General features: G+C 75.4%; 10 protein-coding genes. 4 read left to right on the forward strand and 6 right to left on the reverse strand.

Annotation, left to right across the window (positions count from 1 at the left end):
• Positions 1 to 96: 96 nt before the first annotated feature.
• From ACI797_RS02895 to sepH, 4 genes are all read right to left on the reverse strand, one after another.
• Positions 97 to 570 (reverse strand): general stress protein, encoded by a 474-nt coding sequence (locus ACI797_RS02895; protein WP_456857015.1) that lies wholly within the window; start codon positions 568 to 570, stop codon positions 97 to 99.
• A 59-nt stretch (positions 571 to 629) separates the two neighbouring features.
• Positions 630 to 2,444, reverse strand: a complete 1,815-nt coding sequence (locus ACI797_RS02900) for an ABC transporter ATP-binding protein (protein ID WP_456857016.1) — start codon at positions 2,442 to 2,444, stop codon at positions 630 to 632.
• Entirely contained in the window at positions 2,441 to 4,225 is a 1,785-nt protein-coding gene (locus ACI797_RS02905) for an ABC transporter ATP-binding protein (protein ID WP_456857017.1), read from the reverse strand. Before ACI797_RS02905 ends, ACI797_RS02900 begins: the two co-directional genes overlap by 4 nt.
• Before the next feature lie 142 nt (positions 4,226 to 4,367).
• Positions 4,368 to 5,258 (reverse strand): septation protein SepH, encoded by an 891-nt coding sequence (gene sepH, locus ACI797_RS02910; RefSeq protein WP_456857018.1) that lies wholly within the window; start codon positions 5,256 to 5,258, stop codon positions 4,368 to 4,370.
• A 262-nt stretch (positions 5,259 to 5,520) separates the two neighbouring features.
• Between sepH and ACI797_RS02915 the strand changes: the two genes are divergently transcribed.
• Both ACI797_RS02915 and ACI797_RS02920 read left to right on the forward strand, forming a co-directional pair.
• Entirely contained in the window at positions 5,521 to 7,410 is a 1,890-nt protein-coding gene (locus ACI797_RS02915) for an alpha/beta fold hydrolase (protein WP_456857019.1), read from the forward strand.
• On the forward strand, positions 7,407 to 8,873 hold the full coding sequence (locus ACI797_RS02920) for a circularly permuted type 2 ATP-grasp protein (RefSeq protein ID WP_456857020.1): 1,467 nt from the start codon (positions 7,407 to 7,409) through the stop codon (positions 8,871 to 8,873). Before ACI797_RS02915 ends, ACI797_RS02920 begins: the two co-directional genes overlap by 4 nt.
• Positions 8,874 to 8,921: 48 nt before the next feature.
• Here ACI797_RS02920 and serC read toward each other — a convergent pair whose 3' ends face one another.
• Positions 8,922 to 10,037: a phosphoserine transaminase gene (gene serC, locus ACI797_RS02925; protein ID WP_456857021.1), complete on the reverse strand. Its 1,116-nt coding sequence runs from the start codon at positions 10,035 to 10,037 to the stop codon at positions 8,922 to 8,924.
• 25 nt (positions 10,038 to 10,062) lie between these two features.
• Positions 10,063 to 11,193, reverse strand: coding sequence for a citrate synthase 2 (locus ACI797_RS02930; RefSeq protein ID WP_456541714.1), 1,131 nt, complete (start codon positions 11,191 to 11,193; stop codon positions 10,063 to 10,065).
• A 204-nt stretch (positions 11,194 to 11,397) separates the two neighbouring features.
• Here ACI797_RS02930 and pdxH point away from each other — a divergent pair, with 204 nt between their 5' ends.
• Both pdxH and ACI797_RS02940 read left to right on the forward strand, forming a co-directional pair.
• Positions 11,398 to 12,045, forward strand: coding sequence for a pyridoxamine 5'-phosphate oxidase (gene pdxH / locus ACI797_RS02935; RefSeq protein WP_456857022.1), 648 nt, complete (start codon positions 11,398 to 11,400; stop codon positions 12,043 to 12,045).
• Entirely contained in the window at positions 12,042 to 13,355 is a 1,314-nt protein-coding gene (locus tag ACI797_RS02940) for an MFS transporter (RefSeq protein WP_456857023.1), read from the forward strand. The genes pdxH and ACI797_RS02940 overlap by 4 nt, the downstream gene beginning before the upstream one ends.
• Positions 13,356 to 13,462: the final 107 nt, after the last annotated feature.

The raw sequence follows: 13,462 nt of genomic DNA on the forward strand, positions 1-13,462 counted from the left end.
GACCGGCGCGCCCGGTCACCGGGGATGCCACACCGGCCGGGCACTACGGCCGGTCGGCACCCTCCGTGTCCCCGGGGAGCGGGTGGGTGACGGGCGTCAGCCGCGCAGCGAGAAGCGGGCCAGCATGGCGCGCGCCTCCTCGGCGTGCGCCGGGTTGCACATGACGTCGTAGCGGCTGGCCACGATCTGGCTGGTGCTCGTGAAGTCGCGCCGTCCCCGCGTGGCCGCGTACCCCATGGCGCCGAACGCGGCGCCGAAGGCCAGACCGATGAGCAGGCCGCCGATCACCGAGCCGATCCACTGGGTGCCGTCGGAGGCGAAGATCCCCAGCAGCAGACCGACGAACAGACCCCACCAGGCACCGCCGGCGGCACCGGCGCCGATCGCACGGCCCCACGACAGCCGGCCGGTCACCCGCTCGACCATGCGCAGGTCGGAGCCGATGATCGTGACGTTCTCGACGGCGAACTTCTCGTCGGAGAGGTAGTCGACCGCGGCCTGCGCCTGCTCGTAGCTGTCGTAGGACCCGACCTGGACGCCGCCCAGCGGCATCGACACCGACGCTGACATGCCCGCTCCAACTCCCTCGCTCCGGACGGCGTTCCCGCCTACCCGCCAGTGTGGCCCTCTCACACCAGGCTGTCGGCCCAGGCGCGGTGCAGGTCGGCGAACCGGCCCACGCCCTCGACCAGCTCGGCGGGGGAGCCGTCCTCGACGATCCGCCCGCCCTCCATGACCAGCACCCGGTCGGCGATCTCCACCGTCGACAGGCGGTGGGCGATGATCAGCGCCGTCCGGTCGGCCAGCAGGGTGCGCAGCGCGTGCTGGACCAGCCGCTCGCTCGGCACGTCCAGGGAGCTGGTCGCCTCGTCGAGGATGAGCAGCGCCGGGTCGGCGAGGAAGGCGCGGGCGAATCCGACCAGCTGCCGCTGCCCGGCCGACAGCCGCCCGCCGCGCTTGCTCACGTCGGTGTCGTAGCCCTCGGGCAGCGCCGCGATGAACGCGTGTGCGCCGATCGCCCGCGCGGCGGCCTCGGTCTCGGCCTGCGTCGCCCCCGGCCGGCCGAACGCGATGTTGTCGCGCACCGACCCGGAGAACAGGAAGCTCTCCTGGGTCACCATCACGACGGCGCGGCGCAGGTCGGCGTCGGAGAGCCGGCGCAGCGGGACGCCGTCGAGCCGCACCTCGCCCTCGACCGGGTCGTAGAACCGTGCGGCCAGCCGGGCCAGCGTCGACTTGCCCGCGCCGGTGGCGCCGACCAGCGCGAGCGTCTGGCCGGCGGGGACGCGCAGGTCCAGGCGCGGCAGCACGGTCCGCTCCGTGTAGCCGAACGCGACGCCGTCCAGCACCAGCTCGCCGTGCGGTTCGGGCAGCGCGACCGGGGCCGCCGGCTCCGGGACGGTCGGCTCCTCCTCCAGCACCCCGCTGAGCTTCTCCAGCGCCGCGGTCGCCGACTGGTAGGCGTTGTAGAACATCGCGACGTCCTGCAGCGGGTCGAAGAACCGGCGCAGGTAGAGCAGGAAGCTCACCAGCGTGCCGACGGCGAGGTCGCCGTCGAGCACCCGGAACGAGCCGTAGCCCAGGACGGCGACGGTGACCAGGTTGCCGATCAGCGTCACCGCGGGCACGAAGACGGCCAGCAGCCAGAACGCGCGGTCCAGCCCCAGCCGGTTGTCCTCGTTGAGCTGCGCGTGCAGCCGGTCGTTGCGCGGCTCCCGTCGGAACGCCTGGACCGCGCGGATGCCGCCGAACGTCTCGGTGAACTGCACGATCAGCGCGGCGATCGTCTCGCGGGTGCGCCGGTAGGCCGCCGTCGAGTGCCGCTGGAACCAGCGCACCACCCAGTAGAGCGGCACGAAGCCGAGCAGCACGACCAGGCCGAGCGGCGGGTCGAGGACGACCAGGACGACGCCGATGGCGACCAGGCTGAAGATCGCCGAGAGCAGGTTGTCCAGGCCCTCGTCGAGCAGCTCCTCCAGCGCCTCGACGTCGCTGGTGAGCCGGCTGATCGTCCGGCCCGAGGTGTAGCGCTCGTGGAACGCCAGCGGCAGCCGCTGCACGTGCCGGAACACCCGCCGGCGCAGCTCGAGCAGCACCGACTGGCCGACCCGGCCGGACCAGGTGATGAACAGGAACCGCAGGGCGGCGTCGAGCACCGCCGCGGCCACCATCGCGCCGGCGAGGAGCGCCAGCGGGCCCGGATCCCCGTCGACCAGCGCCGGGACGGCGACGTCGATGCCGACGCCGATGAGGAACGGCCCGGCCAGCCAGGCGAGGTTCTGCGCGGTGATGGTGACCAGGAGGCCCCACAGCGACCGCCGGTGCGGGCGCGCCAGCTCGCCGAGCAGCCGCCGCGAGCGGGCGCGCAGGAAGACGCCGGCGTCGGCGGTCAGGTCGTCGCGGTCCTCGGCGGCGACGCCCCGCCAGTCCTGGGCGGCGCTCACGGCAGGGCCTCGGCCAGCTCGCTGTCCTGGGCCAGCAGGTCGCGGTAGGCGGGCACCTCGGCCAGCAGCTCGGAGTGGGTGCCGACGGCGGCGATCCGCCCGTCCTGCAGCAGCGCCACCCGGTCGGCGAGCAGCACCGTCGAGGCGCGGTGGGCGACGACGAGCGCCGTCGTCCTCCCGAGGACCTCGCGCAGCGCCGCCTCGACCAGCGCCTCGGTGTGCACGTCGAGGGCCGACAGCGGGTCGTCCAGCACCAGCACCGACGGCCGGCCGAGCACCGCCCGGGCCAGCGCCAGCCGCTGCCGCTGGCCGCCGGAGAGCGACAGCCCCTGCTCGCCGATCCGCGTGTCCAGCCCCCACGGCAGGTCGTGCACGAAGCCCGCCTGGGCCACGCGCAGCGCCTCGTCGACGTCGGCGTCCCCGGCGTCCGGGCGGCCGAGGGCGACGTTCTCGCGGACGCTCATCGAGAACAGCGTGGCGTCCTCGAACGCGGTGGCCACGACGCTGCGCAGCTGGTCGAGCGGCAGGTCGCGGACGTCGACGCCGTCCACCGTGACGCGGCCGGCGGTGACGTCGTGCAGCCGGGGGACCAGCGCGGTGAGCGTCGTCTTGCCCGACCCGGTGGCCCCGACCAGCGCGACGGTCTCGCCGGGCGCGAGGTCGAGGTCGACGCCGTCCAGGACCGGCTCGCGGGAGCCCGGGTAGGTGAACCCGACGCGCTCGAACCGCAGGCGGGCCGGGGTGCCGACGGCGGCCGGCCGCACGCCGGGCCGGTCGGCGATCCCGAACGGCTCGGCGAGCAGCTCGCCGACCCGGTCGCACGCGCTGGCCGCCTCCTGCGCCTGCGCGAAGAGGAAGCCCAGCGACAGGATCGGCCACAGCAGCACGGTGAACAGCGCGACGAAACCGACCAGGCCGCCGACGGTCATCGCGCCGCCGCTGACCGCGAACGCCCCGCCGACCAGGATCAGCGCGAGGGTCACCTGCGGGTGGAACTCGAAGACGCACCACAGCAGCGCGAGGGTGCGCACCTTGCCCAGCTGGCGCCGGCGCAGCTCCCGCGCCTTGGCGTCGTACCTGTCGAACACCAGCCCGCTGCGGCCCAGCGACTTCACCACGCGGATGCCCTGGACGGCCTCCTCGACGTCGGTGGCCAGCTCGCCCTGCTGGTCCTGCACCGCCCGCGACTGGGCGTTGTACCGCTTCTCCCAGCGCAGCCCGACCAGCGTGAGCGGGACGGTGGTGAGCAGCACGGCGAGGCCCAGCGGCCAGTAGGAGAGCAGCAGCAGGACCAGGACGACGGCGCAGGTGATCAGGTTGACGGCGAGGAAGACCGCGCCGAAGCCGACGAAGCGCCGGATGGTGGTCATGTCGCTGGTCGCGCGGGAGAGCAGCTGGCCCGACGCCCACCGGTCGTGGAAGGCGACGGGCAGCCGCTGCAGCCGCTCGTAGAGGGCCTGCCGCAGGTCGCGCTCGATCTGCAGGCAGCTCTTGCCCATCGCCCAGCGGCGGAGGAAGAACAGCGCCGCCTCGGCGACGCCGAAGACCAGCGCCAGGGTCAGCAGCGGCCACAGGCCCGCGCGGTCGCCCCGGGCGAGCGGCCCGTCGACGACGGCCTCGGTGACCAGCGGGACCGTCAGCTGCGCGAGCGTGGCCAGCAGCGCGGCGGTGAAGGTGAGCGCGACCAGGCCGCGGTAGGGCCGGGTGTAGGGCAGCAGGAGGCGCAGCGCGGAGATCCGCCCCCGCTCGGGTGCGCGACCGGGCGGGGAGGTCTCAGGCATGGCCACCTGAGGCTAGGCGCCGGTCATTTCCCTGGCGAACGAGTTTCGCGACGGCGCCACCCTCTGCCGAGATCGCGCGATCTCGCCGCTTCGAGGCCGCTGAGGTGGCGAGATCACGGGATCTCGGCGAGGTGGGACGGCGTCAGCGGTGGCGGCGGACGCCGAAGACGATGTCCTCCCACGCCGGGATGCGGGCGCGCGGGTCCTCGGGCTCCTCGCCGGTGCGGCCCAGGACGACGGTGTCGTGCTCGGCCAGCTCGGGGTTCTCGGCGAACGGGTCGACGTCCTCGGGGGTGCCGGCGGGCGGGGCGACGTCGCGGACGTGCTCCTCGTCGGGCTCGGGCTCGGCCTCGGCGACGGGCTCGTCGTCGTCCTCGGCCACCACGGCGACCGGGCGGACGGTGGGCACGGGGCCCGACCCGCCGGGCACGTGCGGGACGACGCGGACCAGGCGGGTGCCCTCGGCGAAGTCCATCGTCGCGGCGTCGAGCGGGGTGACCGTGCGGGCCGGGATGTCGTAGCTCCACAGCGTCGTGCCCGACTTGCCGCCGGCCCGCCAGCCGGCGGTGACGACCCAGCCGCCGTCGTCGGCGCGGTAGGCGTCCCAGCGGAGGGCGTCCGGGTCGCCGCCGATAAGCCGCAGCCGGCCGGTCATGAACGGGTCCAGCGAGGTGTTCGTCGTCCCCTCGGAGAGGCGCACGCGGCAGCCGCGGGCCTGCTCGGCCACCCGCGCGCGCTCCTGCAGCACCGGGTGGGCGAAGCGCATGATCCGCTCGACCCGCGTGCCGGAGGCCTCGGCCACCTGCTCGGGGGTCTCGCCGGCGCGGATGCGGGCCTGGATGACCCGCGGCGGCAGGGTGTTGCCGAGGTCCTCGATCGCGCCGAGGCGGGCGTCGCCGCGGGCGGCGGCGCGCACGCGCTCGTCGATGGGCAGCTCGAAGCGCTCGGGCTCGTCGGAGCCGTCGCCGGCCTCCGCGGTGAGGATGAGGCTGCGGCCGTCGTCGGAGAGCGCCACGACGCGCAGTCTGCGCATGACGACCTCCTGTGGGGTGCGGCGGAACGGCCCCGGAGAGAGACCTGGGGTCCGAGGCTATCCGCGCGGAGGGAACCCGGCCGGGAAGGCACGCCCGGAGCGCCGCACGTGTCATCTGCCGGAAACCTGCGCGGGGGACAGTGAGGCCGCTGGGACGGCGGCAGGTGCGCGACGCCGCGGGTGAGCCGGTTCACCCCTCCGACGTGGAATCCTGCCGCTCGCCCGCTCGCTGCGGGCGGGAACTCCGAGCCGAGGAGGTGCGATGGCCAGCCCCCTGACCGAACCGCGGACGACCACCGCGTCTCCCGTGGGCGGGACCCCTGCCGCGGTCCTGCCCACCGACGTCCGCCTCGCCGTCACCGAGATCGCCGGCACCGCCGGTGCCTGGTGCCCCGCCCTGTCGCCGGAGGGCGACCGCGTCGCCTACGTCAGCGACCGCTCGGGCCTGCCGCGGCTGGAGGTGGCGCACCTCGACCAGGGGACCCCGCCGGCCGTGCTGTCGGGGCCGGCCGAGGAGGTCGTCTCGGTCGCCTGGTCGCCGGACGGCGGGTGGCTGGCCTACCTGGTCAGCCCCGGCGGCTCCATCTGCGCCGAGCTGCACGTGGTGCGCCCCGACGGCACCGGCCACCGCGTCGTCGCCGGCGCCGACCCGTTCGCCACCGTCTTCGCCGGCGGCTGGACCCGCCCCGGCCACTACGTCTGCTCGATCGCCCCCGGGGACGGGCCGGACGCCGACGTCGTCCTGGTCGACGCGGCGACCGGCGCGCACCGCACGCTGGCCCGCGGCGGCTTCCTCGCCGTCACCTCCGTCTCCGCCGACGAGCGCTGGGTGCTGGCCCGCCGCGGCCCGCGCGGCTACCGGCACGTCGTCCTGGTCGACGTGGCCACCGGCGAGCAGCGCCGGGTGCTGCCGCTCGACGCCCCCGGGGGGATCGCCTCGGAGGACGGCCGGTTCGGCCCCGACGGCCGCTCGGTCCTCGTCCGCGCGTCGCTGCCCGGGGTGCCGGGGGAGGACCGCGCCGGTCTCGTGGTCGTCCCGCTGTCCGCGGACGGCGTGCCGGGCGAGGGGCGGGTGCTCCTGCGCCGTCCCGACGCCGACCTCGACGGGTACGCCGTCCGCGCCGACGGCACGGTGCTCGCCTCCTGGACCTGCGACGGGGTCACGCAGCTGCGCCTCCACGACCTGGCCGACGGCTCGCTAGTCCGCGAGGTCCCGCTGCCCGAGCCGGTGATGCCCGGGTGGTCGCTGTCCGGCGACGGCGAGCTCCTGCTGGCCGAGCTGACCGGCCCGCGCGCCCCGCGGGCGCTGTGGACGGTCCCGCTCTCGGGCGCCGCGGCCCCGCGGCCGCTGCCGTCGGCGCCGCCGCGGCCCAACCCCGACCTGCTCGTCGAGCCGGTGCTGCACCGGTACCGCGCCGCCGACGGCCTCGAGCTCTCCGGCTGGCTCTACGTGCCGCGCGGGGTCACCGGCGCCAACCGGACGGTCGTCAGCTTCCACGGCGGGCCCGAGGGCCAGGAGCGGCCGGGCTGGTCGCCGGTCGCGCAGTCGCTGGTCGCCGCCGGGTTCACCGTCTTTGCGCCGAACGTCCGCGGCTCCGGCGGGTTCGGGCGGGCGTTCGCGTGCGCGGACGACGGACCGGCCCGCGAGGCCTCCTTCGACGACGTGCGCGCCACCGTCGAGGGCCTGGTCACCGCGGGCATCGCCGCGCCCGGGCGGATCGGTGCGCACGGCTGGTCCTACGGCGGCTACCTCACCCTGGTGGCGCTGACCCGCTGGCCCGACCTGTTCGCCGCCGGCGCCACCCTCGCCGGCATGAGCGACCTGCGCAGCTTCTTCGCCGGCACCGAGCCGTGGATGGCCGCCGCGTCGGTGACGGAGTACGGCGACCCGGTCGCCGACCGCGACATGCTCGCCGCGATCTCGCCGATGACGCACCTGGACCGGCTCACCTCGCCGGTGCTGCTGTGCCACGGCGACCGCGACACCAACGTGCCGGTGGCGGAGTCGGTGCAGGCGCACCAGGCCCTGCAGGCCCGTGGCGGGCCCAGCGAGCTGCTGCTCCTGCCGGGCGAGGGTCACACCATCGTGGGGCGGGACCACCTCGTGGAGCTGAGCGAACGGGTCGCGGCCTGGTTCGATGCGCACTTGTGAGTCCTCTTCGCGGCTACGCCTCGCCCGCGGGTGACGAGACGGTCGACCCCGACGGCGGCCTGCGCCCGGGCTACGCCGCGCTCGGCCCGGTGCTCGACCGGCTCGGCACGCCGGGGCTGATCCGCGCCGCGGCGGCGCTGGCCGCCGAGCGGGAGGCCCGCGGCGTCGTCGTCGCCGGGTGGGCCGACGGGCGGCAGACGGTGGCGCCGGTGGCCGGCGACCCGGTGCCGCGGCTGGTCGACGCCGCCTCCTGGGCGCGGCTGGCCGCGGGGGTCGAGCAGCGGCACCGGGCGCTCAACGCCTTCCTCGCCGACGGCTACCGCGCGGCGGGCCGCCGGCGCAGCGACCCCGACCGCGAGCCGGAGGTCGTCCGCGCGGGCGTGCTGCCCGGCTGGGCGGTCGCGCACAGCCCGGGCCGCGACCCCGACGCGGTGGGGCTGGCCTGGGCCGGTCAGCCGCGCGCCACGGTGGCCGGCACCGACGTGCTGCGCGCCGAGGACGGCCGCTGGGTGGTGCGGGCGGACAACCTGCGGGTCCCCACCGGGCTGGGCTACGCGCTGGCCGAGCGCGACGTCGTGCGCGCGGCGGCGCCGGAGCTGCTCCCCGGCGGGCTGACCGACCCGCGCGACGCCGTCCCGGTGCTGCGCCGGGCCTTGGCCGACGCCGCGCCGCCGGCCTGCGCGCGGACGCCGCGGATCGCCGTCCTCACCGTGGGGGAGACCGATCCTGCCTGGTTCGAGCACCGGCTGCTCGCCGACGCGCTCGGCGCCCCGCTGGTGCGCGCCGGCGACCTGTGGCCGCGGACCGACGGCGGGGTGGAGGTGGCCCTCGACGGCGACCGGCGGCCGGTCGACGTGCTGTACCGGCGCTTCGACGACGCCGAGCTGCCGGCGCACCGCACGCCCGGCGGCGCGCAGCTCGGGGCGCTGCTGGCCGAGGGCGTGCGCACCGGCACGCTCGCGCTGGCCAACGTGCCGGGCAACGGGCTGGCCGACGACCCGGCGACCTTCGCCGCCGTGCCGCAGCTGATCCGCTTCTACCTGGGGGAGGAGCCGCTGCTCGAGTCGGTGCGCACGTGGGTGCTCGCCGACGGCGGGCAGTGGGGCGAGGTGCGCGACCGGCTGCACGAGCTGGTGGTCACCCCGGTCGACCCCTTCGGCGGCGGCCGGCCGGTGGTCGGGCCGGAGTGCACGGCCGCCGAGCTGGCCCAGCTGCACGCCGAGGTCGCGGCCGCGCCGCACCGGTTCGTGGCCGCCGAACCCGTGGAGCTCTCCACGGTGCCCACGCTGAGCGACGGCGCCCTGGTGCCGCGGCGGGTGGACCTGCGGGTGTTCTCGGTGGCCGGGCGGTCGGGCGTGCAGGTGCTGCCCGCGCCGCTCACGCGGGTGGCGCCGTCGGAGACCTCACGGGTGACCGACCTCTCCCGCGGCGCCGGCACCAAGGACACCTGGCTGCTGCCCTGAACGTGCTTTGTCGCTATCGAGCACGCGTGCTTGATAGCGACAAAGCACTCAGAGGCGCTCGACGACGTGGTCGATGCAGGCGGTCAGCGCGCTGACGTCGTCGGGGTCGACGGCGGGGAACATGCCCACGCGCAGCTGGTTGCGGCCGAGCTTGCGGTAGGGCTCGACGTCGACGACGCCGTTGGCCCGCAGCGTCTTCGCGATCGCGGCGGCGTCGACGCCCTCGGCGAAGTCGACCGTGCCGACGACGAAGGAGCGCTCGTCGGGGTCGGCCACGAACGGCGTCGCGTAGTCCTTGGCCTCCGCCCACCGGTACAGCCGGCTCGACGACTCCCGAGTGCGCTCCACCGCGCCCGACAGCCCGCCCAGGCCGAGCAGCCACCGGACCTGGTCGGCCAGCAGGAACAGCGTGGCGACGGCCGGGGTGTTGTAGGTCTGGTCCTTGCTCGAGTTGTCGACGGCGATCGACAGGTCGAGGAAGCCGGGGATCCAGCGGCCCGAGGCCTTGATCTCGGCCACCCGCTGCAGCGCCGCGGGCGACATGAGCGCGATCCACAGCCCGCCGTCGCCACCGAAGTTCTTCTGCGGCGCGAAGTAGTAGACGTCGGTCTGCGCGACGTCGACCGGCAGGCCGCCGGCGGCGCTGGTGGCGTCGATGAGCACCAGGGCGTCGTCGTCGGCGTCGGCCGGGCGGACGACGGGCGCCATCACGCCGGTCGAGGTCTCGTTGTGCGCCCAGCCGTAGACGTCGATCCCCGCCTCCGCCTTGGGCAGGGCCAGCGACCCGGGCTCGCCCCTGGCGATCACCGGGTCGGCCAGGAACGGCGCCTCGGCCGCCGCCGAGGCGAACTTGGCCGAGAACTCGCCGTAGGTGCCGAACGCGCTGCGGTCTCGGATCAGACCGAAGACCGCGGCGTCCCAGAAGGCCGTCGTCCCGCCGTTGCCCAGCACGACCTCGTAGCCCTCGGGCAGGTCGAACAGGGCGGTCAGCCCCTCGCGGACCTGCCTGACCAGGTTCTTCACCGGCGCCTGCCGGTGCGAGGTCCCCATCACCGCGGCACCGTCGGTGGCCAGCGCCTGCAGCGCCTCGGGGCGGACCTTGGACGGGCCGCAGCCGAACCGTCCGTCGGCGGGCAGCAGCTCGGCGGGGATCTGGATGGTCATCGGCGGGGGAGCCTCTTTCGATCGTTCAGGCGGGGGCGGCCGCGCTCACGGACTTGGTGGTGATCGAGTCGAAGCCCTCGACCTCCTCGGGCCGGCGGGGCTCCGGGCCGATGTAGCGGGCCGACGGGCGCACCAGGCGACCGGTGTTCTTCTGCTCGAGGATGTGCGCGCACCAGCCGGCGGTGCGGGCGCAGGTGAACATCGAGGTGAACATGTGCGCGGGCACCTCGGCGAAGTCGAGGACGATCGCCGCCCAGAACTCCACGTTGGTCTCGATCGGCCGGTCGGGACGGCGCTCGCGCAGCTCCTTGAGCGCGGCCTGCTCCAGCGCCAGCGCGGCGTCGAAGCGCGGGGCGCCCAGCTCCTGGGCGGCCTTGCGCAGCACGCGGGCGCGCGGGTCCTCGGCCCGGTAGACCCGGTGGCCGAAGCCCATCAGCCGTTCCTTGCGGTCCAGCAGGTCCTTGACGTACTTCTCCGCGTCCCCGCTCTCCTCGACGCCGTCGAGCATGTGCAGCACCCGGGACGGCGCGCCGCCGTGCAGCGGGCCGGACATCGCGCCGATGGCGCCGGAGAGGGAGGCGGCGACGTCGGCGCCGGTCGAGGCGATCACCCGGGCGGTGAACGTGGAGGCGTTCATGCCGTGCTCGGCCGCCGAGGTCCAGTAGGCGTCGACGGCGGCGACGTGGCGGGGGTCGGGCTCCCCCCGCCAGCGGGTCATGAACCGCTCGACGATCGTGTTGCACTCGTCGATGCGGCGCTGGGGCACGGCGGGGACGCCGATGCCGCGGGCGGACTGCGCCACGTAGGACAGCGCCATGACGGCCGCCCGGGCGAGCTCCTCGCGGGCCTCCTCGGCGCTGATGTCCAGCAGCGGCTTGTAGCCCCAGATCGGGGTCAGCATCGCCAGCGCGGCCTGGACGTCGACGCGCACGTCGCCGGTGTGCACGGGGATGGGGAACGGCTCGGCGGGCGGCAGGCCGGGGCCGAACTTGCCGTCGACCAGCAGCGCCCACACGTTGCCGAACGTGATCTTCCCGACCAGGTCCTCGATGTCGACGCCGCGGTAGCGCAGGGCGCCGCCGTCCTTGTCCGGTTCGGCGATCTCCGTCTCGAAGGCGATGACGCCTTCCAGACCGGGTACGAAGTCGTCGGCCATCTCGCATGCTCCTCTGCGCGCGAAAACCTGTGCGTGCACGAGAATGCGCGCACGACTGGGTGGACCCTAGGCGGTGCCCGGGGACCGCCGACAGCCGACCCTGGTTCCAGTGTCCCCCGGTCCGGCGCCGGTGTGAGGGCCCTCACGGGGGTGGTTCCCCGCTCCGCGACGGCGCCCGGGCCGGGGCGGTGACAGCATGGCTGCGTGCCCGATCTCTCCCGCATGCGCCGGGACTACGGCGGGCGCGGCCTGCGCGAGGAGGACCTGGCCGCGAGCTGGGTCGAGCAGTTCGACCGCTGGTTCGCCGACGCCGTGGCCGCCGAGCTCCCCGAGCCCAACGCGATGGTGGTCGCCACCGCCGACGCCGACGGCGCCCCCGACGCCCGCACCGTCCTGATGAAGGGCTACGACGAGTTCGGCTTCGTCTTCGTCACCAGCTACGCCTCGACGAAGGGCGCCCAGCTGGCGGCCAACCCGCGGGCGGCGCTGGTCTTCCCGTGGCACGCGATCCAGCGGCAGGTCCGCGTCGCCGGCCGGGCCGAGCGGGTGGGCGACGCCGCCTCGGACGACCTGTGGAACCCGCGCCCCCGCGGCGCCCAGCTGGCCGCGGTGGCCTCGGTGCAGTCGACCGTCGTCGACTCCCGGGAGGAGCTGGCCGAGCGGGTGCAGCTGCTCGACGAGGAGACGGGGGAGGGGCCGGTGCCCCGGCCGCCGGTGTGGGGCGGCTACCGCGTCGTCCCCGAGCGCGTGGAGTTCTGGCAGGGCGGGGCCGACCGGCTGCACGACCGGCTCCGGTTCGTGCGCGACGACGCCGAGGGCGGCGGCTGGATCGTCCAGCGGCTCGCCCCGTGAGCGCACCCGTCGATCCCGTCGAGGGGGCCGGCAAGGTCGCCGAACCCGTCGCCCAACCCCGCAGGCCGCGCGCGTGGGCGGTCGACACCACGCCGCTGCGCAACCCGGCCTACCGGCGGCTGTTCTGGGGGACGGCGGCGACGATGCTCGGCCAGCAGATGACGCTGGTCGCCGTCCCGTACCAGGTCTTCCAGCTGACCGGCTCGTCGCTGCTGGTCGGCGTCACGTCGGTCGTGGCGCTGGTGCCGCTGGTCGTCTTCGGGTTGCTCGGCGGCGCCATCGCCGACGCCATGGACCGCAAGAAGCTGATGCTGGTCACCTCGGTCGGCGCCGCGGTCACCAGCGCGCTGCTCGCGGTGCAGGCGCTGCTGCCCGGCGGCGGGAACCTGGTGGTGCTGTGGGTGCTGACCGCCGCGGTCTCGGGCTTCGCCGCGGTCAACCAGCCGGCGCGCGGCGCGGTGATTCCCGCGCTGGTGGGGCCGGAGGGCGTGGCCGGGGCCAACGCGCTGGCGATGACCGTGCGGCAGGTCGGCGTCATCGTCGGCCCCCTGCTGGCCGGCGTGCTCATCGGCGTGGGCGAGCTGTTCGTCACCTACGCCGTCGACGCGCTCGGGTTCCTGGTGGCGGTCCTCCTGCTGCGCGGACTGCCGGCGCTGCCGCCGGGGGGCGCGGCCGGGCCGCTGCGCCTCGGCAGCGCGGTGCGCGGCGTCTGGGAGGGCTTCGTCTTCCTGCGCACCCAGCCGGTGCTGCTGATGACCTTCGTCGTCGACATCATCGCGATGCTCTTCGCCTGGCCCCAGGCGGTGTTCCCCGAGCTGGCGGAGACCCGGTTCCTCGACTCGCCCAACAGCCTCGGCTGGCTGTTCGCCGGCGTCTCGATCGGTGCGCTGGTGATGGGCCTAACGTCGGGCTGGGTGGCCCGCGTCGACCGGCAGGGCGCGGTGGTGCTCGGGGCGATCGTCGCCTGGGGGCTGGCGATCATCGGGTTCGGCTTCGCGCCGGCGCTGTGGGTGGCGGTGGTCTTCCTGGCCATCGCCGGCGGCGCCGACATGGTCAGCGCCGTGCTGCGCACGTCGATGCTGCAGCTGGCCGCGCCGGAGGACATGCGCGGGCGCATGCAGGGCGTCTTCATCGTCGTCGTGGCCGGCGGGCCCCGGCTCGGCGACCTGCGCGCCGGTGCGCTGGCCAGCGCCACCTCGGTGACCGTGGCGATGGTGTCCGGCGGGGTCGTCGTCGTCCTGGCGATGGTCGTGGTCGCGCTCGTCGTCCCGTCGTTCTGGTTCTTCCGCGCCTCCCGCTCCGCCCGCTGATCACCGGCCGGTGGAGCGGTGTGCCGATCCGGCGCACCCCCGGCGCGGAAGTGCGCCGATCACGCACACCACCGTCGGGTCGGGCGTGGTCGCACGACCATCCCCTT

The sequence above is a fragment of the Geodermatophilus sp. SYSU D00691 genome, assembly GCF_054050275.1.